The sequence below is a fragment of the Lysinibacillus telephonicus genome, from assembly GCF_003966145.1.
Classification (GTDB): domain Bacteria; phylum Bacillota; class Bacilli; order Bacillales_A; family Planococcaceae; genus Ureibacillus; species Ureibacillus telephonicus.
In genome coordinates, this window is record NZ_RXNR01000004.1 from 25,438 (window position 1) to 44,841 (window position 19,404).

Here is a 19,404-nt window from a genome sequence, read left to right on the forward strand (position 1 = left end):
GTGAGAATTCCGAAGTCATTGAAAAAAGGAGATACGATAGGGCTAATTAGTGCTTCTGGTGCAACGCCGAAGGAAGCATTACCAAAAGCTGTTGAGGCAGTTGAAAAGCTAGGTTTTAAAGTTGTAATTGGAGAGACATGCCGTGAAAGATATGGCTATTTAGCTGGAAAAGATGTACTCCGTGCAAAAGAGGTCAATGACATGTTTCATGATCCAGCAATTGATGGGATTTTTTGCATTCGTGGGGGCTACGGTGCGACAAAAATATTACCATTACTAGACTATGAAATGATTAGTGAAAATCCAAAGGTATTTACGGGTTATAGTGACGTGACAGCACTTCATATCGCATTTAATCAAAAATGTGATTTTGTCACATATCATACACCAATGCCTTCAACGGAATTTATCAAACCGGAGATGGATGAATATTCTTGGTCATCCTTTATAAAAAGTGTAACAAATACGGAACAAAAAAATTACTTTCTTGAAAATCCTTCTAAACAACAAATGACAACTTTTGTTGATGGTGAAGCAACCGGTCAGCTTGTAGGAGGTAATTTATCTTTAGTAGTGGCATCTCTTGGAACACCCTATGAGATTGATACAAAGGATAAGATTTTATTTTTAGAAGATATTGATGAATACGAACGAAGTATAGATCGTATGCTGACACAGCTTAAACTAGCGGGGAAATTAAATGATGCAGTAGGAATTATATTAGGTGCATGGACAAATTGTGGACCACAAAATCCGAATCATCCAGAGGAAAGTCTCCTCTTACAAACCATTTTTGAAGAGATATTAGCCCCATTAAATATACCAATTTTAATGGATGTCGCTTGTGGACACTGTTTACCAACAATGTCGCTACCTTTAGGGAGAATCATTACAATCAATGGTGAATTAAAAACGATTGAGGTAGTTGAGTAGATGAAAGAGAAAGTTCAAAGATTAATAGAGGAAGTTCGTTTCGATGTAAAAGTAGTTGTATCAGAAGCGAATTCTAATGAGTTTCTGATTGGGATAGGAATTGATGATGTTTTTCAAAGTGCAAGTCTTATCAAAGTACCCATTATGTTAGCCGTACTGGATTATGTTGAAGATAATAATGTTTCACTGAAGCAAGTAATCGCAATTAAAGAAGAAAATGTCGTGGATTTCAGTATGATTACCGAGCAGGGCTTAAAAAATAGCACAATTTATGATTTATTAGTCGGGATGATTATAACAAGTGATAATACAGCAACAAACGTATTAATTGACTTCATTGGGATGGACAATCTCAATCAATATTTTAAAAAAATAGGTTTAACGCAAACGATACTTAACCGTAAGATGATGGATTTTGAGCAAGTTAAAAAAGGACTTGATAATGTTACAACTGCAAGAGATATGTCAGTTCTCTTTCGTCATATCTATCGCCAGGATTTGTTAACTCCAAAAAACTGCGAACTAGCTCTGAACATTTTAAAAAGACAAAGAATATATGAATCACTAAAAAGATATTTAGTGGATGATGTCACCATTGCACATAAAACAGGTAGTCTCGATACGGTTGAACATGATGTAGGAATCGTCTTTAGTCCTCTGAAAGATTATATGATTGGTATTTTTGTTACTAATCATTGTGACAATGAAGAAGCAAAACGATTGATTGGAAGAATTTCAAAGGTTGTTTATCAACATTTTGTAAAAAAGGATGAGGATTCAAGATGAAGGCCATCGTCAAAAAAATGATTGCAAATTTACATGCCAAACCTAGTCAAACATCTGAATTGGTGGATGAAGTGTTGTATGGAATGACAGTAGAAATAATCGAAGAAACAAATCATGCCTGGGTATATGTAAAGACACTCTATCAATATGAAGGATATTGTCAGAAAGATAGTTTGTTAATAGATGATGAAAAAACAGAGTCATGGCTAGAGGAAGCATCATTTGTCATCATTCAAAACTTTGCGGATGTGTTATGTGAGCCGAAAATTCAGACTGCCAAATTGGCAACGCTAGTGAAGGGTTCTATTGTACGATATCTAGGACCTACAGAGGACAGTAAAGAATGGGCACAGATACAATTGGTGACAGGACAAATAGGTTATACGAGAACACAATGGATTCAGCGTAGACTTACGCAAAACATTTTACCAGAGCACAAGTTTCGAGAGAATGTTGTCCAAACGGCTTTAAGCTATTTATCAACACCTTATCGTTGGGGAGGAAAAACACCTCTTGGGATTGATTGCTCAGGACTTTGCTCAATGGCTTATCTACTTAATGGTGTAGTGATCTATCGTGATGCCAAAATAGTTGATGGGTTCCCTATTAAACAAATACCTTTTGAACAAATACAAAAAGGGGATTTAATATATTTTCCTGGACATATTGCAATGTACATGGGAGAGGACCTATATGTTCACTCATCACTTGGTGGAAACCAAGTAAGTACGAATAGTTTAAATAAAGAACATCCCCACTACCGTAATGATTTGGCAACTACTATAATAGCAGTAGGAAGTTTATTTGGATAATTCTGTATGTTGCTTTTCGAAAAAACTTTCAACTAGCTTCTTAACTTAAAACACTATTTATCGGAGTGATATACGTGCTATCATTGAAGCCAAAGCAAAGAAGCCCACTTAGAATTTTCTTTGGAAAAATTTATTTCCGTCTCAAGAGATATATAAAATGGGTGAATGGTAAACAAAAATTTGCGTTAGAAAACCATTCAACTAACTTGGACCATCTTATATTCACACATCGCTCATTACTCCTTCGTGAATTGAAAGATGTAGATATGTGGATGCAGCATAATAAGGTGAAGAATCTAAAAATCGCTGTAAAAAAGTTAAATAGAGTCGTCATTAAGCCTGGAGAAACCTTTTCCTATTGGCGGTTGCTAGGGAATACAACAAAGAGAAAAGGTTATGTAGATGGAATGGTACTATTCTATGGACAGGTCAAAAAAGGTACAGGCGGGGGATTGTGCCAATTATCCAATTTAATTTATTGGATGACTTTGCACACGCCATTAACAGTTACGGAAAGACATCGCCATAGCTATGATGTCTTTCCAGATTCTAAAAGAACTCAGCCATTTGGCAGCGGGGCAACCTGCGCTTACAACTATCTTGACCTGCAGATTAAAAATGAAACAAATAATACGTACCAGTTAGTAGTCTATTTAACAGATTCTCATTTAGTGGGAGAGTGGCGGTCAGATGCTTTAGCGATTAGAAATTATGAAGTATATGAAAAGGAACATTGGATAACTCACGAGTATTGGGGAGGCTACGTAAGACATAATAAAATCCATCGCAAAGTATTTAACATAGATAAAATACAAATTGGTGATGAATATATTACCGAAAATCATGCCATTATGATGTACGAACCATTTTTGGAAGTAACAAAATCTTTGTAAATGATGAAACACTTTATTCCAAAGTGCTAAAAACCTAAAGAACTTATAAAAGGAACTTAGAATTTAATCCAAGTTCCTTTTTAAAGTGAGTGTAATCAACGTTGTTGTGTTTTATGATTTATCTATTAAATGTTTCGTATCAAACTGCTTATCTTATTCTTCTTCATTTTATTATTGTTTGTTTTGTTCTTGTGGTTCACCCCTTTGAGGAAGTTCTACCCCAAGTTCCTCCATCTGTGCTTGAGCTTCTTCTTGAGTGATGACTCCGCTTCGTTCCTGTTCCATAATGCTTTGGACTTTTTGTCTAGTTTCTTCATCTAAATTTGAGAACATATCGCCTCGATTTCCTCCTGCACCACCAGGTCCGCCCATTCCACCATGACCTGTATTTGCTTCTGTTACTCCTGTTTCATTTAGCCATGTAACGGTATCGGAAACCGTAAAGTCCACTACACTTGTTCCGCCTTGATAGTCTCCATCTGAAAATAATCCATTGCTTTCAGACCCCGTCGCTGTCCCTCCTGAGTAAAGAGTGTAAGATGCATCTTTAGTCAAAAGTGGTGAACTTATTACGACTGATTGATAGTCTTTATCAGGTGCAAAGGTTATAACTGTGTTTCCTTCGCTATCTTCAAGATGTAGGAGTGTTCCAGCCGTTTGTGTTTCAGGATAAGTCATCATTATAGTGTTTTGTGTGGATTCTTCAGACGTTGCCATTGCCATTCCGGAGCTGCCAGAGGCAATAAGCAAGCCCCCACTAATTTCAAAATTTTGATCATAGTCTAAAGAACCATTGTTATTATTAGTAGGTCCATTTACGATAACAGTTCCGTCCGTCATTGAGATTGAACCATTTGAGTCGAGTCCATCGCCAGTGGCATTTACATAAACAAAGCCTCCATTAATAGAAAGCAAGTTCTCTTCGGTATTTTCAGTCGCAGCAAAGTCCCTGCCTGAACTGTCGTTTCCTCCACCAACGTTAATGCCGTCATCTACCGCATTAACATGAATTTCTCCATCGGCTATTGTGATGGTTTTACTTTCTATACCTTCATAACTCTTCGTAACATTGATACTGCCACCTTTTGTTAAAATAGATGTATCAGCATGAATTCCATCATCACCGGTAGCCACTTTTAAATCGCCTCCGGTAATAGTTATCGAGTTGTTGCTGTGAACAGCATCATCTAAGGAATCAATAGTGAAACTTCCTCCGCCGATTGCTACTTCTACCGAAGCTTTCAGTCCTTTTGTACTTCCAGTTACTTCTTCCGTTTCTGCTGCTGTTTCTGTTTCAGTTTGTGTTTCGGGGCTGGTAGCAGCTGCATTTAGATCTGCCTCAGCAGGTGGTGTCATTTCGCTTGATGGCATTCCTCCAGGCGGTGCCATTCTATTGTTTTCATTTGTTTCGATAGTTTCTGGGCTTCCACCACCGGATGTAATAGCGAATTCTCCGTCTGCAATTAACAGTGAAGTTTCTGCCTGAATTCCGTCATTTGCTGATTCAATGTCAAATTTACCGCCTTCAATTGCGATAAGAGCTTTTGAAGAATCTTTGTCATTTGTGGATTTTATCCCATCTCCACCAGCTTTTATAGTGATATTTCCATCTTTAACTGCAACGAGGTCACGGCCCATTAAGCCATCATCCACCGCATCAATTTGAATTGTTCCACCAGTTATTCTTAATTCATCTTTGGAAGCTATTCCATTATTATAATTACCGTTTACGATCAATGTTCCACTACCATTAATCGTCAAATTGTCTTTACTGAACAAGGCGGCATTGGGCTCATCATCATCTGAATTCTCATACACATATTTTTCCCCATCAGTTAATACGTTTTTCGTTCCTTCTTCTAGAGAAACAATTGTTTTTTCTGCATTTTCTATATAGATAGGAGCATACGTCGAAGAATTAATTTCCACTCCATTAAGGATAAGTTGAACAGTTTCTTCATCTTCAGCATTAACATGAATTTGTCCATCATTCAGCTTTCCGCTAATTTCATAAACCCCAGAAGTCCGAATTGTGATAGTACTTCCATCAATAACGACTCCTCCGTCTCCTTCATAAGTTGCACTGTCTCCATTAAGCTTAATAGAAGTTGCATTATCCCATTCACTATAAAAGTCCTCATCGGAATAAGCTACTTTCTCGCTTATAACACTCGCTACTTCCTGATTGCCGATAGTACTTAAGCTTTCTGCATTGGCTACTGCTGGATTACTAGTAGAGTCAACATCTTCTGTATTATTGCTGCAACCAAATAATAGCCCAGTGCACATAAGAGGTGCAGCTACTTTAAAAAGTTTTGATTTTTGTTTTTTCATAAATGTGTCTCCTTTATGTTCATTTTACCTTTTTGAAAGATAAGTTTCTTATGAGACCCATTATTAAGGATCAACCTTAAACAAACCTTAAAATCAATTTCGCTTTAGCTAACCAGCGTCCGAATTTCGGACTCGTGTTTGGGCCAATATGGTGTTGGTCAGTTCATTCAGCAGGGCTTGGTCCCAATTAATGAAAAAAGAAAAGTTTGCATTTATTGTAAATGGTCCTATAATCAAACGTAGCAAATTAATTAGACAAAAAGGGAGATCGGTTTATGAAGTTATTAATTATTGAGGATGACAAATATCTCTCTGATTCAATATGTGAAACAACAAAAGAATTGTTTCAAGCAGAGCAGGCATTCGATGGAGAAGAAGGGTTGTTTCTTGCAGAACAAAATATCTTTGATGTCATTATATTAGATATTATGCTGCCAGCTATGAACGGATATGAAGTATTGAAAAGCTTAAGGAAGCAAAATATAATGACCCCAGTAATTATGCTGACAGCAAAAGATGGGATTGATGACAAGATTCAAGGGTTTAAAGTTGGTGCCGACGACTATTTGGTCAAGCCCTTTCACCGAGAGGAATTGTTGCTGAGACTTGAGGCGATGGTCAGAAGGAATGGAGGATTATTAAAGGAGAATGTCATTACTTTTAAGGAAATTAAATTGAATATTAAAAACAAAACGGCTGAGATTAATGGGGAAATTCTTAAACTGAACGGCAAGCAATTCGATTTGCTGGAGTACTTGATTAATAATAAAAATACGATTTTAACAAAAGAACAAATTTTTGATAGAATATGGGGATTTGAGTCAGACACTTCAACAACGGTAGTAGAAGTGTATGCAAGCAATTTAAGGAAAAATCTTAAAAAGCATGGTTACGACCAATATATCAAGACGTTCCGTGGGCTAGGGTATATGCTGACGGATAGCGGTGAAGAAGATGTTTAATAAATCCATTTTCACGAAACAGCAACTGAAATTTATGCTCCTTAATTTAATTGCTTTTTCAGTAATTTTTACGATTTTTAGCATCATTATTTTCGGTCAAGTACAAAGAACGCTATATTCCCATGCAGATGAGGAGCTTTTATTATTTAAAGAGAGATTAACTAACAATATGTTTGATAATGAAGCGGCTGGATTTAGGCCACAACTAGGAAATGAAGGTCAAAATAAAGTATTTCCTCCCAAAGATAAAAAAGAAAATCCAAATCCTAGGATTACCGTTATTCATTGGGGCTATGGTGGGAAAATTGTAAATAAAGATGAAATTGGAACCTTATTCTACGAAAATTATCTTCAGGATTATCAGCTTGATAAAACTAAGATAGACGAAATTACGACGACAACTATTAATGATCTGTACGATTTCCGATATATTCTATTTAAAGATACTAATAATCAGGATGATATAGCTTATACACAGCTTTTAATTAATGTGGATGCAGAACAAACAATTATCTCAAATTTTGAAAGGCTAGTTATTATTTGTTCCATCATTTTTACTATTCTTTCGATTTCGGCTAGCTTTATTTTATCTAAAAAAATGATGAAGCCGATTATTCAATCATGGAATAAGCAGGCAGAGTTTGTTGAAAATGCTTCACATGAGCTAAGAACACCGTTAACCATTATTCAAAATAAACTAGAGCTGCTTCTTACATCACCGAATGAAAGAATTGCCGATAAATTTGAAAATATTGCTTTGAGCCTTTCCGAAACACGGCGACTATCAAAACTTACATCAGACTTATTAACACTTGCTAGAGCAGATTCATCTGAAACAGAGCTTACTCTTCAAACTGTTGATGTCGACGCATTTGTGAGGAAAGTATGTGCACCTTATCAGGAAATTGCCGAGTCACAAGAAAAGCATTTTTGGCTAAATTTAAAGTGTCCAATCAATATAAAAGTAGATGAAACCCGTTTTCATCAATTGCTGGTCATTTTGCTTGATAATGCTTTAAAATACACCAGTGAAAGTGACAGTATTGGTGTGAAAACATATGTAGATGACCATAAGGCTGTGATAGAGGTTACAGATACGGGAATCGGAATCAAAGAGAAAAATCTCCCGTATATTTTTGACCGTTTTTACCGCGAGGATAAAGCAAGATCCAGAGAAACGGGTGGTGTAGGTTTAGGATTATCGATTGCCCAATGGATAGTTGAAAAACATAAAGGGTCGATAAAAGCAGTAAAAAATAAAAATAAAGGAACGACTTTTATTATTAAGCTTCAAAAGTAAGTGAGATCACAAATTTGTGGTCTTTTTTTATTTTCCTAAGTTATTTTAAGGTTTGTTTAAGGTTTGTTTTTAATAATGTTATTCGTAAACAATACAGCAAAGGAGAAAGATGACATGGAGGCCATGCGATTAAACGGCGTGATGGGTCGAACTGAATTGAAGCATGAAATTACAAAGATGGATTGCTACCTTTTAAGAAATAAATTAAAGCATTTCATGAAAATAGATCCCCATGCTAAAGAGAATGGAAAATATTTAATTCGCAGTGTTTATTTCGATAACTTCGATAATAAAGTGTTAACTGAGAAAAAGGAAGGATTTTTTCAGCGAGATAAATTTCGAGTAAGATTATATGATTACAACATGGATTTCCTTAACCTGGAAAAGAAGAGTAAGAGGAATAATCTAACGTTTAAACAAAAATGCTCTTTGACTGCGGATGAATATGAAAGAATTAGAATCGGTGAGATTGCGTGGATGGAGAATGATCCGAGACAGCTTATCCAGGATTTATATATTCAAATGAATTTATTTCAAATAAAACCGGTAACGGTCGTTGATTATGAAAGGGAAGTGTTTATATATGATCAGGGCAATGTCCGTGTAACCTTCGACAGTAATATTAAAACAAGCTTTAGAAATAACGATTTGTTAAATCCCGATTTAGCAATGGTTGAAACGAATCCAGAAATCGTCATTCTTGAAGTAAAGTATGACGAATTTTTACCAGATGTTATTAAATTTTTGCTTCAGCTAGGAAATAGAAGTAAGGGAACTTATTCAAAGTATCAAATTAGCAGAATGTTTGGCTAAGTTATAGAAATTAATTGGAGGAATTACGATGGAAACAGCAAATTTTAATGATATTTTTAAATCCAGCATTTTAGAAAAAACAAGCAATTTTTCAATAGTCGATTCACTAGTTGGATTACTAGTTGCTTTTTTAATAGGGTTATTTATTTATTATGTTTATAAAAAAACTTTCTCAGGTGTGATTTACTCGCATACTTTTAATATATCTTTAATCATCATGTCTATGGCGACAGCTTTAATTATTATCGGTATCTCATCAAATGTACTATTATCACTAGGAATGGTTGGAGCATTATCAATTGTACGTTTTAGAACACCGATAAAAGACCCGATGGATATCGTATATCTTTTCTGGGCTATTGTTTCAGGTATTTTATGTGGAGCAGGATTTATTCCACTCGTTATTATTGGTTCGATTTTAATTGGTACAGTGTTAATTCTTTTTGGCAACCGTATAAAAGTGGAGAATCCTTATTTATTAGTTGTTCGCTATGATGAAACTTCTATTGAAAACCTATTGGAACATGTGATTTCTGAACAAGTAAAAAAACATTCAATTAAATCAAAATCTGTTATGCCTGGAAATGATTTTGAGGTAACTTATGAAATTCGTGTTAAAGACAATGATATGAGTTTCATTAACAATATTTCAAACTTAGCAGGAGTAAAATCTGCGATTATGCTAAGCTATGATGGAAACTTTACAGCTTAATTAATATAGGTAGATTACCTTAACAAGTCCCAAGTGGAATTCCTTCACTTGGGATTTTAATTTTTCCCTACTTATTCATCGTTAGGTTTAAATGTAGAAACCGTTCCAGAATCTATTAGTTAAGCATATATAAAATTAAATTGGAAAAAAAGTGAATCTTTTCCTTGTCCTAATCGTTGATATGAATGAGAGGTGAAAGTATGAAAAAATGGATTGGTGGAAGTGTTTTACTTCTTTTATTATTGGGATATGGTTATTACTTTCTTGGAACTGAAATTGAAAAAGGAAAGGTGCCTACAGCGGATGGATCAAATGATTATTTAATCATATTAGGTGCGAAAATCAAACCAAGTGGTATTCCATCACTCGCCTTAAAAAACAGGCTAGATGTTGCAATAGACTACTTAAATCAACACGAACATGTTCAAGTGATTGTTTCGGGCGGACAAGGTCATGATGAACCTGCTTCAGAAGCTTCTGTTATGGCAAAGTACTTGATAGATGCTGGGATTGATCCGTTAAGAGTTCAATTAGAGGAGAATTCTACATCGACCTATGAAAACTTGCTATATTCTAAAGAACTATTGCCAGAGGAGGTAAAAGAAATCACAATTATTTCGAATGATTTTCATTTAGCGAGAGCTAAGTATTTGGCAAAGGTAGTCGGCTTGGAAGCGGATGTAGTGGCAGCTCCTACTCCCAAAAGTGTAGAAATAAAATCAAATATACGTGAACGACTTGCTTTACTGAAAACCTATGTCGTTGGAAAATAAAATTAAACACCTTTAAATCTGAATATTAAATAGATTTATAGGTGTTGTTTTGTGAAATATATTAATCACCTCCTCCGCCTCCATCACCCCCGCCACTATCACTAGAACTGCTAGCAGAGTCAGAAGACCACCAAGAGTCAGAGGAACTTGAGTTGGAATTATAGTTGCGTCTTCTTTTTCGTTTCTTTTCTCTTTCTTTTTCATAGGGAGCCAATCTTAGCCATTTAATCCAATTGATAATACTTATTAAAAGTCGGAAAATTAGAAAACAAGCGAGAAAAATTAAATACCCAGAGACAACAATTGCAAAAATACCTAGGATGATACTCATAAGCTCCACCTCAAGTCAGTCCTTTTACTAAATTGTAACAATTGTTTATTACTCTCTTCCAATACATATAGTCCTAAAAGGTGAATAGGGTATAAATTACTACCGATAGTTAGTCAGTAACGATTAATAGCATGATTATCTGAATAGTTATGATATGGATTATCCACGTAATATTGTTATCGAGGTTTAAAAATCAATTTATGCTTTAGGGGTAGAAAAATGAAGAAAATATTAACATTTTTTATCGTAATTGTATTGGCTGTTTGGATTGCTGAATATGTACAAACGGTCATTTTAATATAAAATCTTGATCCATTAAAACCAATATCAGAATTCACTTCCATCTTAGATTTTACACCACTTATTTGATATAACATAACAACAATTTTGGTAATGATTTTTATTTGGGCTGCAAAAAAGGGAATGCTATTGTTTAAGAATAAAAAGGCTTAAGATTAAATTTTTACTTTACCTTTTAAATAACTACTTGGCCAGGAGTTTATGGTAGAAACAGATGACATTAGTCAAGGACTGGTAATACATTATCATTGTATTGTAATAGGGGGAATAGCGGTTAAAGACGGTTTTTTTAAAATAGGTAATTAAAGATATAAAGTTGCAACCGAAAAAATAAAAAGGAGTGAATCCAAATTAAAACTAAAATAAATCACCCATTTATATATTTTTTTCTTGAACCGAATAAAGTTTTTGTATATCGAATTGAGTCGCAAACAAATGTAACTGCACCTGATTTAACAAAAGGTAATCAATGGGAAGTCTATGAAATAAATAATGTTGATGAATTTAAAATATTTAATCATTATGAAAAGAAACCGATAGAAGAGAGTGGAAGAAGTTTTTTTATAAATATGGATGAACTAAATATTATGATAGATGAAATAAACTCACATATTAAAAAGTATCATTGTAAATCTAAATCGGAACAAGAGAGCGATGTTCATATCGTTATTTCAGAATTTACGGCGGGTTCCTTAAGGGTAGCCCTTAAACGACCGAAAAAAGTAATTGGATTTCCAGACTCTTTTTCCATTGGGCCATTATGGAGGTTAAATGAAAAAATAGGTCAATCCTTCCGGAGCCAATGGTTATATGAAAATATTAACGATGAGCTGGATGATTATGAATATGAACAAAAATTTATTAATACATTGCTTGAAATTGAGAATATCTCAGAGCATGTTCCTATCTATCTCTGGTATGGCAATAATGCAGAGGAGCAGACAGGGCTGCGCTTTATTCTCTATTTATTGAAGGATAAAAAAAATGAGATTTATCTTATTAACTCAACATTAGTTTATGAAAAGGTAACAGCTTATAAAATTGAGGAACAGCCAATTTTTCATACAGGGCAGATTGAACCGGAATTTTTAAGGCTAATATTTGACGAAACAACAAAGAATATACCATTAACAGTAGAAGAACGTATCAGATTTCATAAAGAATGGAAATCATTATCCAAAAGTAAGGATGTGCTTCGTTTATTTATTGAGGGTGAAATTCGAGAGGTGCCCGAGAATTATTTTGATTCCATTATTTTAGAAACTATTGACAATTTACATAAAAAACAAGGCAGCAAGGAATTTCTGAAGACTGGTGATGTAATTGTAGAAATTATAACCAAAATGGATGAGATGGTAAATTTGTATTTTTTAGAATATCGGATTCGATATTTAATATATAGTGGAGCACTTGAGTTGCAAGGAATACCAAAATCGATAAGGCACTATCGCGTAAAACTTCCTGATAAAAAATTAAAAAAAGACTGATTTTAAATGGTCATGATTGTATAAAGTTGCACTGAAATTAGAGATATACAATTTGGAATAAGTCAATCAAGAATGAAGCAATCTTTTAAATTCCTCATATAGGTTATAATCCTCTATTTCTCTAGAAGCGAGAATTTTCGTTTCTCGCTTTTCTTGTTTTAATCCCGAATAATCTCGCTCCTGTAATAATCTGATAAATAATTATATTTCTATCTATTTTAGGAAATAGTATAATAATATTTTAGCTAAAGTGTCGAATTTGTAGTTTAAATCACCTAGGAGATCTCTAAATGCAAAAACTAAGTGAAAGATTAACATTAAAACATTTATTTATTGGTGTACTGTCATTAGCTTTTTTGTTATCTGTAGTTAGTAGTATGTATAGTAGTTATCAAGGAAATGTTAGGTTATTAGAAGAACAAACATTAGAAAAGAATCGAGTATATGCTCTAAAACTTTCTCAAATGGTAAATTTGTATTTATCGGAATCTTTAAAAAGACTTGAATACAGCGCTTTAAAAATTGCAAATAACATGAATGATAAAGAAGCATTATTAGATGAGGCAAATCGTCTACTGCTTCAGGAAAATACATTTAATTCTGTTATCATTGCAAACCCCGAAGGCTTAATCATAGAAGGTGCACCTAGCGAGTTTGGTCTTAAAGGAAAACAGATCATATCCAAAGAGAGATTGGAAGTTATTCGAAATCAAGAACCATTTATCTCGCCCCCTTATAAATCGATTACAGGTGAGTATTTGATTACGATATCACAACCGATTTTTTCAAGTGCAGGGGAGTATCAGGGGGTAATTAATGGCAGTATTTACATTAATGAATCGAACTTTTTTCATAAAGTATTAGGAGAGCATCATTATCAGGATGGTTCTTACGTATATGTAGTAGATTCAGAAGGTCACATTATTTACCACCTAAATAAAAATCGGACAGGAGATAATGTATACGAAAATGAAGTTGTAAAAAAATTAACGCTTGGTGAAAGTGGTGCACAGCTTGTAAAAAAAAACATGGAGTGGACATGCTTGCGGGTTTCAGTACAGTCGAATTGACTGGATGGGGAGTTGTAACGCAAACACCGAAATCTGTAGCGATCGATTCAGTGGATAATCAGGTTATAAGTATGCTTTTAATTGAACTTCCACTTATTATTTCGTCAATGATTATCGTCTTTATAGTTGCAGGACTAATCGTAAAACCTTTACAAAATATTGCTATCATTGCCGAAAATAGTATCCAGGAAAGCGAAATGAAGGAACTAAAGCAATTAAATGTATTTTACTATGAAGCACTTCAAATTAAAAATGCATTAATTCAAAGCTTTTCTTTCTTACATAATCAAGTGAGTTTTCTAAAGGATCAATCTACTATTGATCCACTTACCAGTTTAACAAATCGCCGTACATTAGATACTGTTTTACAATCTTGGACATATCAAGGAAAAGAATTTTCTGTCATTATGATAGATATCGACCATTTTAAATTAATTAATGATACAAAAGGGCATGCAATTGGTGATGAAGTTTTAAAATTCTTCTCAGATCAAATGAAAAAGGTGACACGGGAAGAAGATATTTGTTGCAGATTCGGCGGCGAAGAATTTTTGATTTTACTGCCAGAAACAACAGTAAAACAGGCTTATAATATTGCGGAATATTTTCTTAAAATATTAGCTGATACCGAGAGTCCATCTGGCCAACCTTTGACATTTTCAGCAGGCATTGCTTCATTCCCAAGACAAGCTGCAAATTCAAAAGAGCTAATAGAGTTTGCTGATAAAGCCTTATATGCTGCAAAACGAGCTGGCCGCAATCGTATTATTATTGCAAATCAAAAAAATACACCATTAAGCGATTTCCTTAGTTAAAATTGCATTTCCTTATAAATATAAAAATCGTCCCACTTTTAAAAAAACGAGGACGATTTTTTATTTATATGAAGTTTAAATTGAAATTAATTATCTTTAAGTAAGTTTTTAACATCCTCAATTAACTCAATGCACGCATCTTTAGTAGTAGCCCATGAAGTAACAAATCGTATAGCTATTTTATTTTCTACTTCTTCCCAAATCTCAAAGTCGTATAGTGTACTTAATTTCTCAACGATTTCCTTGCTGAAAATTGGGAAAATTTGATTCGTTGGTGATTCACTTAATAGTGGCACTCCTAATTGTTTTAATTGGCTGCTTAAAAAATAAGCTAGTTCATTTTCATGCTGTCCCATTTTAAAATAAAGGTCGTCTTGAAATGCTCTTTCAAATTGAATGCCAAGTACATAGCCTTTTGCAAGCATGGCCGTTTTATTTTTAATATGGTATCTAAAATATGGTTTTAAATGATCGTTGAATATGACGATGCCTTCACCGCTTAGCATCCCAATCTTCGTTCCCCCAATATACATGACATCGCAAAGATCCTTCAGCATATTGAATTGCACATCACTTGCAGCAAGTCCGCTAGAGAGGCGTGCTCCGTCTATATATAAATACAAGTTGTTTTCTTTGCAGCATGCATATAATGCCCTTAATTCCTCAGTACTATAAACAGTTCCAATCTCCGTAGACTGCGAAATATAAACTAAACCAATTTTAACCATATGTTCATCTTGATGTATTTTCAGTGCTTGCAAAATATCAGCTGGATAAAGCTTTCCTTCATGCCCAACGCTTGTATAAACTTTATGACCTGTTGCTTCTATAGCCCCAGTTTCATGTACATTAATATGACCAGTGCTCGGTGCCAACACTGCTTCATAAGGACGTAAAATATGAGAAATCACTGTAGCATTTGCTTGTGTACCCCCAGTTACAAAGTGAATATCACAATTATCACTGTGCAATTTTTCTTTAATTAATTGCTTCGCGTTTTCTGTATGTTTATCTAATCCGTACCCAATATTTTGTTCTTTACTTGCGTTCATAAGCGCAGATAAAATTTCTGGATGACAAAGCTCACTGTAATCATTTCTAAAGCTATATTTCATAGTATTCCCTCATTTACTTATTATTTGAATATAAAATAGTATATCACCAATTTAATAAATTGGAGTGTTGATTGTTTTTTAAGAAATATGAAGGCTATCATCGTTGCAATGTTCAATTAATATTGCTTCTTGTGATAATGCCAATAGCAACACCACTTTCAGAGGTAAATTAAAATTAATGAGATGCTTCGATTAATCTCTCAGCAAAATGTTTTATAACTTTTTAAAATTACATCTCTATTAAGGCATTAAAGAAGGCAATAGAAGTAGCCAATAACAATAAGGGTGAATTATATTTTAATCAATGTAGTTGACACGAAATCATTCGGATCCCTTTCAGCGTATGATTTAAAATATGCCGACAAATTAAAAGAAGAAAATCTTCGAGAAATTAATAAGCTTAAGGACACAGCACATAAAGCAGGGGGAGCAAATGTTGAAATAAAAGCTGAGGCAGGATTCCGCAGGATTACCAATTGAAATTTTAACCGAGCCTTCGGATGTAAACTTACTTATTTGTGGTGCGACAGATGTAAGTGAAATAGAAAAAAGTTGATAGGATCAGTAGCTGAGGGCATCATTCAACATGCAAAATATGATGTGCTAATTGTCCGCTAACTAACAAATAACGTTGTATAGTAAATCTACCTAATTTACAATACAACGTTTTTTATTTTGAAAAAAATGTAGATAAATCTTACTGGTAAAACTGATTGTTGAATAATAATACTAATTTTTTATCGCTATATTTAAATTATTATAATATAATAAATCTCTATTTCTTTCTAGAGCGTGTTTATAACTCATTTAGTTTGTTGTTAAACAATCATTAGTCATGCGAAATAGTATTGTGAAAATGAGTTTCTCTTTTATTAAACAATATTCTATTTTATGTTCGAAAATTTCTTAATTAATTCGAGTGCTAAAAAGCTTGTATTTCATGCTTTATTATATGGATTTCCAAAAAAATAATGGATTGGAAGTTGAAATCTAGGTATTTTTTTATGATTTTAATATAATTTTAAATAATCTTTTATAAATAGGGATAACGAACAGAATATTGCGTTTAGATACATATTTTCTGCTTGTTGCGAAAAAAATCTACTTTTTTTAAATAATTTTTTTAATAAAACTATTGATTTTCATATTTTGTAAATGTTATCTTGGTAAAGTAGTTGTCACAACTTCTTCACATTTAGAAAGAAAGAGGGTAAAAGAGAAGATATGAAAAAAAATCGATGGTTAATTGCACTTTCTGCAATCGCAATCCACCTTTCTATCGGTGGAGCTTATGCCTATAGCGTTTATAAACTTCCAATCGTAACAGAAATGGGTTGGAGTGAAACAAATGTAACAGTTGCATTTACGATTATGATGGGGCTTGCAGGTTTTGCAGCAGCGCTGTTTGGTAGTTTAGTAGAAAAAATGGGTCCAAGAAAATCGGCAATGGTTGCTGCAGTTCTATTTGGAGCAGGACAAGCTGGTGCTGGTGTAGCAATATTAATGGATTCAGTTGTTCTTTATTGGTTAACTTATGGATTATTAAGTGGATTAGGGATGGGAATAGGATATATCGCACCTGTTTCAACTTTAGTAAAGTGGTTCCCTGATCGACGCGGTTTAGCAACTGGTATGGCAGTATTGGGATTCGGTTCAGGATCATTACTTACAGCTCCAATTGCTACTAGCTTAATGGAGAATGTTGGTATTTCAACTACATATTTTATTTTAGGAGCAAGCTATTTTATTTTAATGATTTTAGGTGCTTCTTATATCGCTCCGCCGGCTGCAGGATATATGCCTGAAGGAATGAAAAATCAAGTTGAGGCTGGTACTAAAGTAGTAAAACAAGACTTAGCTCAAATGATGGCTAAAGAGGCAGTGAAAACAAAACAATTCTGGATGTTATGGTTAATGCATTTAGTGAATGTTACAGCTGGTTTAATGATGATTTCTGTTGCATCGCCAATGGCACAAGAAGTAGTTGGATTATCCGTTACAGCAGCTGCTGCAATGGTTGGTGTTATGGGACTATTTAATGGTGGTGGACGTTTACTTTGGGCTGCTGCTTCAGACTACATCGGTCGTCAAAATGTTTTCGTAATCTTTTTCGTTATTCAAGTTATTACATTTGCGGTATTACCACATACAACAAATATTTTATTATTCCAAGTGTTTATTTTCTTAGTAGTTAGTTGCTATGGTGGTGGATTCTCAAACCTGCCTGCATATGCAAGTGATTTATTTGGTACGAAACAGCTTGGCGTAATCCATGGCTACTTATTAACAACTTGGTCTCTAGGTGGAATCTTTGGTCCAATCATAGTGAATACAGTTAAAAATATGACAAATAGTTATATCCCTGTGTTCTATATTTTTACAGTATTAATCGCTATTTCTTTACTGATTGCATTATTGCTTCGTGCTGATGTAAATAAAAGAAAGAAACAAATTGAAAAAGATAAAAAGGATAAAGTTGGAGATCTCTCAACTATTTAAATTAATAACATTAAACAAGAAAAAATTGCCGAATAATTGTCATTTCCCACATGACATTATTCGGTTTTTTATTTTGAAATAAAAAGTACTCATTGTTATATAACAAGAATCGATTCTTTATTAAACTGTAATACAGTTTGCTATTTTCGTCAACTTGACTGTAAAAAATTCTGGGGAATTCCTACTGAAACAGCATTTTTATGTTTAAAAGTGTATAAGGGTTATTTTATTTTTATGAAATTGGGTGCAGGTATGATAAATATCATTCCAATTTTATTACATATTGCTCTATACAAATTTCACCTTCGTGACATAATGAGTACAAGAGGTGAATGAAATGGCGCAAATGGTTGCTGTAGAAAATGGGTATAGTAAAAAAGAGGAGTTTTGGAATGCACTGACACATGGAATTGGAGCTATATTGACAATTCCTGCTACTATATTATTAATTCTAAAAGCTCAAGTCTCCAGCTCGAAAATGGAGCTGATTAGCTACATAATATTTGGTATTTCGATGTTTTGTTTATATGCTGCATCAACCTTGTATCATTCTTGGCCAACACATAAAAGCTTTTTTAAAAAGCTGGATCATAGTTCAATTTTTCTTTTAATTGCCGGTACTTATACACCAATCGCTTTAGTAGCAATTGGAGGACGAACTGGTTGGATGTTATTTTTTATTGAATGGGGTCTTGCTTTAATCGGAATCGTGTTAAAACAATTTTTTGTTCATCAATATAAAGTTCTTTCTTTGCTTGTTTATATCGGGATGGGATGGCTTGCTATATTTGTTTACAAGCCAATTGTTGAGTACATTACTATAAATGGATTTTTAACATTATTAGCCGGTGGGCTTATTTATACTATTGGTACGTATTTTTATAAAAATAAAAAAATCCCATACAATCATGCAATTTGGCATGTATTCGTAATGGGAGGAAGCTTCTTTATGTTTCTTGCTGTCTATCTTTATATTTAAGGAGATTTATTTAGAATATTTAACTTGAGGCTGGGACAAAACTAAAAGACGCCATTTTTCTTGATGAGAAAAATGACGTTTTTTTTGCTAGGTGGAAAATTGATTTCCGTTCCGGGGACGCGCATCCAGGGCTGGCCCAGAGCCTCCTCGTTACTACGCTCCTGCGGGGTCTCGAGTCACGGGCTGTTCCCGCAGGAAGCTTTGTACCTGACGCTTCGCTTTCGGTACAGAAAAACATTGCTCTGTAGGAAAAGCGCAGCCGGCAGCTACACTCGCCCCTTCACTTCAATCAATTTTCAAAATATATCAGATTCTTATTAATGATAAAAGCGAATTCTTACAAAAAATCCACTTATGTTCTAGCCCCTTTTTTATTTGTAAATGGAATTAATTTGGGTATTATTTCATATTTCAACTACTGATTTATAGAAAAAAAGTCTATAATTCTAGTTTTCTTGAATTAATATGGGAAAATACAAGCCTAGTAATA

General features: G+C 34.0%; 18 protein-coding genes. 15 read left to right on the forward strand and 3 right to left on the reverse strand.

Annotation, left to right across the window (positions count from 1 at the left end; all coding sequences use genetic code 11):
• The 4 genes from EKG35_RS02005 (at nucleotide 1) to EKG35_RS02020 (ending at nucleotide 3,424) form a co-directional block, all read left to right on the forward strand.
• On the forward strand, nucleotides 1–933 hold the full coding sequence (locus EKG35_RS02005; protein ID WP_126292643.1) for a S66 peptidase family protein: 933 nt from the start codon (nucleotides 1–3) through the stop codon (nucleotides 931–933).
• A complete protein-coding gene (locus tag EKG35_RS02010) occupies nucleotides 934–1,719 on the forward strand; it encodes a serine hydrolase (RefSeq protein WP_126292644.1) in 786 nt (261 codons plus the stop codon). It begins immediately after the preceding gene.
• Nucleotides 1,716–2,531, forward strand: coding sequence for a C40 family peptidase (locus EKG35_RS02015; RefSeq protein WP_126292645.1), 816 nt, complete (start codon nucleotides 1,716–1,718; stop codon nucleotides 2,529–2,531). The genes EKG35_RS02010 and EKG35_RS02015 overlap by 4 nt, the downstream gene beginning before the upstream one ends.
• A gap of 74 nt (nucleotides 2,532–2,605) precedes the next feature.
• On the forward strand, nucleotides 2,606–3,424 hold the full coding sequence (locus EKG35_RS02020) for a VanW family protein (protein WP_410798356.1): 819 nt from the start codon (nucleotides 2,606–2,608) through the stop codon (nucleotides 3,422–3,424).
• Nucleotides 3,425–3,595: 171 nt separating this feature from the next.
• On the opposite strand, the gene EKG35_RS02025 is transcribed toward EKG35_RS02020, so the two are convergent.
• Nucleotides 3,596–5,758, reverse strand: a complete 2,163-nt coding sequence (locus EKG35_RS02025) for a carbohydrate-binding domain-containing protein (RefSeq protein ID WP_126292646.1) — start codon at nucleotides 5,756–5,758, stop codon at nucleotides 3,596–3,598.
• Nucleotides 5,759–6,033: 275 nt separating this feature from the next.
• Here EKG35_RS02025 and EKG35_RS02030 point away from each other — a divergent pair, with 275 nt between their 5' ends.
• The 5 genes from EKG35_RS02030 to EKG35_RS02050 all read left to right on the forward strand — a co-directional run bounded on the left by EKG35_RS02030 (nucleotide 6,034) and on the right by EKG35_RS02050 (nucleotide 10,318).
• The gene (locus EKG35_RS02030; protein WP_126292647.1) at nucleotides 6,034–6,720 is read left to right on the forward strand and encodes a response regulator transcription factor; all 687 of its coding nucleotides are present in this window, start codon (nucleotides 6,034–6,036) and stop codon (nucleotides 6,718–6,720) included.
• Between the two features lie 34 nt (nucleotides 6,721–6,754).
• A complete protein-coding gene (locus tag EKG35_RS02035) occupies nucleotides 6,755–8,020 on the forward strand; it encodes a sensor histidine kinase (RefSeq protein WP_246020131.1) in 1,266 nt (421 codons plus the stop codon).
• A 114-nt stretch (nucleotides 8,021–8,134) separates the two neighbouring features.
• Nucleotides 8,135–8,833 (forward strand): polyphosphate polymerase domain-containing protein, encoded by a 699-nt coding sequence (locus EKG35_RS02040; protein ID WP_126292649.1) that lies wholly within the window; start codon nucleotides 8,135–8,137, stop codon nucleotides 8,831–8,833.
• A gap of 28 nt (nucleotides 8,834–8,861) precedes the next feature.
• The gene (locus tag EKG35_RS02045) at nucleotides 8,862–9,545 is read left to right on the forward strand and encodes a DUF4956 domain-containing protein (RefSeq protein ID WP_126292650.1); all 684 of its coding nucleotides are present in this window, start codon (nucleotides 8,862–8,864) and stop codon (nucleotides 9,543–9,545) included.
• Between the two features lie 200 nt (nucleotides 9,546–9,745).
• The gene (locus EKG35_RS02050) at nucleotides 9,746–10,318 is read left to right on the forward strand and encodes a YdcF family protein (protein WP_126292651.1); all 573 of its coding nucleotides are present in this window, start codon (nucleotides 9,746–9,748) and stop codon (nucleotides 10,316–10,318) included.
• A 61-nt stretch (nucleotides 10,319–10,379) separates the two neighbouring features.
• Here the strand turns inward: EKG35_RS02050 and EKG35_RS02055 are convergent, their stop codons facing one another.
• Entirely contained in the window at nucleotides 10,380–10,649 is a 270-nt protein-coding gene (locus tag EKG35_RS02055; RefSeq protein WP_126292652.1) for a hypothetical protein, read from the reverse strand.
• A gap of 869 nt (nucleotides 10,650–11,518) precedes the next feature.
• Here EKG35_RS02055 and EKG35_RS02060 point away from each other — a divergent pair.
• From EKG35_RS02060 to EKG35_RS02070, 3 genes are all read left to right on the forward strand, one after another.
• A complete protein-coding gene (locus tag EKG35_RS02060) occupies nucleotides 11,519–12,436 on the forward strand; it encodes a DUF1835 domain-containing protein (RefSeq protein WP_126292653.1) in 918 nt (305 codons plus the stop codon).
• A gap of 290 nt (nucleotides 12,437–12,726) precedes the next feature.
• Nucleotides 12,727–13,506, forward strand: coding sequence for a cache domain-containing protein (locus EKG35_RS02065; RefSeq protein ID WP_126292654.1), 780 nt, complete (start codon nucleotides 12,727–12,729; stop codon nucleotides 13,504–13,506).
• Complete coding sequence (locus EKG35_RS02070) at nucleotides 13,503–14,321, forward strand: GGDEF domain-containing protein (protein WP_185807613.1); 819 nt, start codon at nucleotides 13,503–13,505, stop codon at nucleotides 14,319–14,321. Before EKG35_RS02065 ends, EKG35_RS02070 begins: the two co-directional genes overlap by 4 nt.
• Nucleotides 14,322–14,407: 86 nt before the next feature.
• Here the strand turns inward: EKG35_RS02070 and EKG35_RS02075 are convergent, their stop codons facing one another.
• Nucleotides 14,408–15,436, reverse strand: a complete 1,029-nt coding sequence (locus EKG35_RS02075; protein ID WP_126292656.1) for a threonine aldolase family protein — start codon at nucleotides 15,434–15,436, stop codon at nucleotides 14,408–14,410.
• 285 nt (nucleotides 15,437–15,721) lie between these two features.
• Here EKG35_RS02075 and EKG35_RS20800 point away from each other — a divergent pair, with 285 nt between their 5' ends.
• The 3 genes from EKG35_RS20800 (at nucleotide 15,722) to trhA (ending at nucleotide 18,914) form a co-directional block, all read left to right on the forward strand.
• Nucleotides 15,722–15,916 (forward strand): hypothetical protein, encoded by a 195-nt coding sequence (locus EKG35_RS20800; RefSeq protein ID WP_126292657.1) that lies wholly within the window; start codon nucleotides 15,722–15,724, stop codon nucleotides 15,914–15,916.
• A 744-nt stretch (nucleotides 15,917–16,660) separates the two neighbouring features.
• Nucleotides 16,661–17,935 (forward strand): L-lactate MFS transporter, encoded by a 1,275-nt coding sequence (locus EKG35_RS02090; protein ID WP_126292658.1) that lies wholly within the window; start codon nucleotides 16,661–16,663, stop codon nucleotides 17,933–17,935.
• A 337-nt stretch (nucleotides 17,936–18,272) separates the two neighbouring features.
• Nucleotides 18,273–18,914: a PAQR family membrane homeostasis protein TrhA gene (gene trhA / locus EKG35_RS02095; protein ID WP_126292659.1), complete on the forward strand. Its 642-nt coding sequence runs from the start codon at nucleotides 18,273–18,275 to the stop codon at nucleotides 18,912–18,914.
• The last annotated feature ends 490 nt before the right edge of the window (nucleotides 18,915–19,404 follow it).

Coding starts and splice junctions, on each gene's coding strand:
- EKG35_RS02010 (WP_126292644.1), top strand. CDS start 934: ATGAAAGAGAAAGTTCAAAGATTAATAGAGGAAGTTCGTTTCGATGTA.
- EKG35_RS02015 (WP_126292645.1), top strand. CDS start 1,716: ATGAAGGCCATCGTCAAAAAAATGATTGCAAATTTACATGCCAAACCT.
- EKG35_RS02025 (WP_126292646.1), bottom strand. CDS start 5,758: ATGAAAAAACAAAAATCAAAACTTTTTAAAGTAGCTGCACCTCTTATG.
- EKG35_RS02030 (WP_126292647.1), top strand. CDS start 6,034: ATGAAGTTATTAATTATTGAGGATGACAAATATCTCTCTGATTCAATA.
- EKG35_RS02035 (WP_246020131.1), top strand. CDS start 6,755: ATGCTCCTTAATTTAATTGCTTTTTCAGTAATTTTTACGATTTTTAGC.
- EKG35_RS02040 (WP_126292649.1), top strand. CDS start 8,135: ATGGAGGCCATGCGATTAAACGGCGTGATGGGTCGAACTGAATTGAAG.
- EKG35_RS02045 (WP_126292650.1), top strand. CDS start 8,862: ATGGAAACAGCAAATTTTAATGATATTTTTAAATCCAGCATTTTAGAA.
- EKG35_RS02050 (WP_126292651.1), top strand. CDS start 9,746: ATGAAAAAATGGATTGGTGGAAGTGTTTTACTTCTTTTATTATTGGGA.
- EKG35_RS02055 (WP_126292652.1), bottom strand. CDS start 10,649: ATGAGTATCATCCTAGGTATTTTTGCAATTGTTGTCTCTGGGTATTTA.
- EKG35_RS02060 (WP_126292653.1), top strand. CDS start 11,519: ATGGATGAACTAAATATTATGATAGATGAAATAAACTCACATATTAAA.
- EKG35_RS02065 (WP_126292654.1), top strand. CDS start 12,727: ATGCAAAAACTAAGTGAAAGATTAACATTAAAACATTTATTTATTGGT.
- EKG35_RS02075 (WP_126292656.1), bottom strand. CDS start 15,436: ATGAAATATAGCTTTAGAAATGATTACAGTGAGCTTTGTCATCCAGAA.
- EKG35_RS02090 (WP_126292658.1), top strand. CDS start 16,661: ATGAAAAAAAATCGATGGTTAATTGCACTTTCTGCAATCGCAATCCAC.
- trhA (WP_126292659.1), top strand. CDS start 18,273: ATGGCGCAAATGGTTGCTGTAGAAAATGGGTATAGTAAAAAAGAGGAG.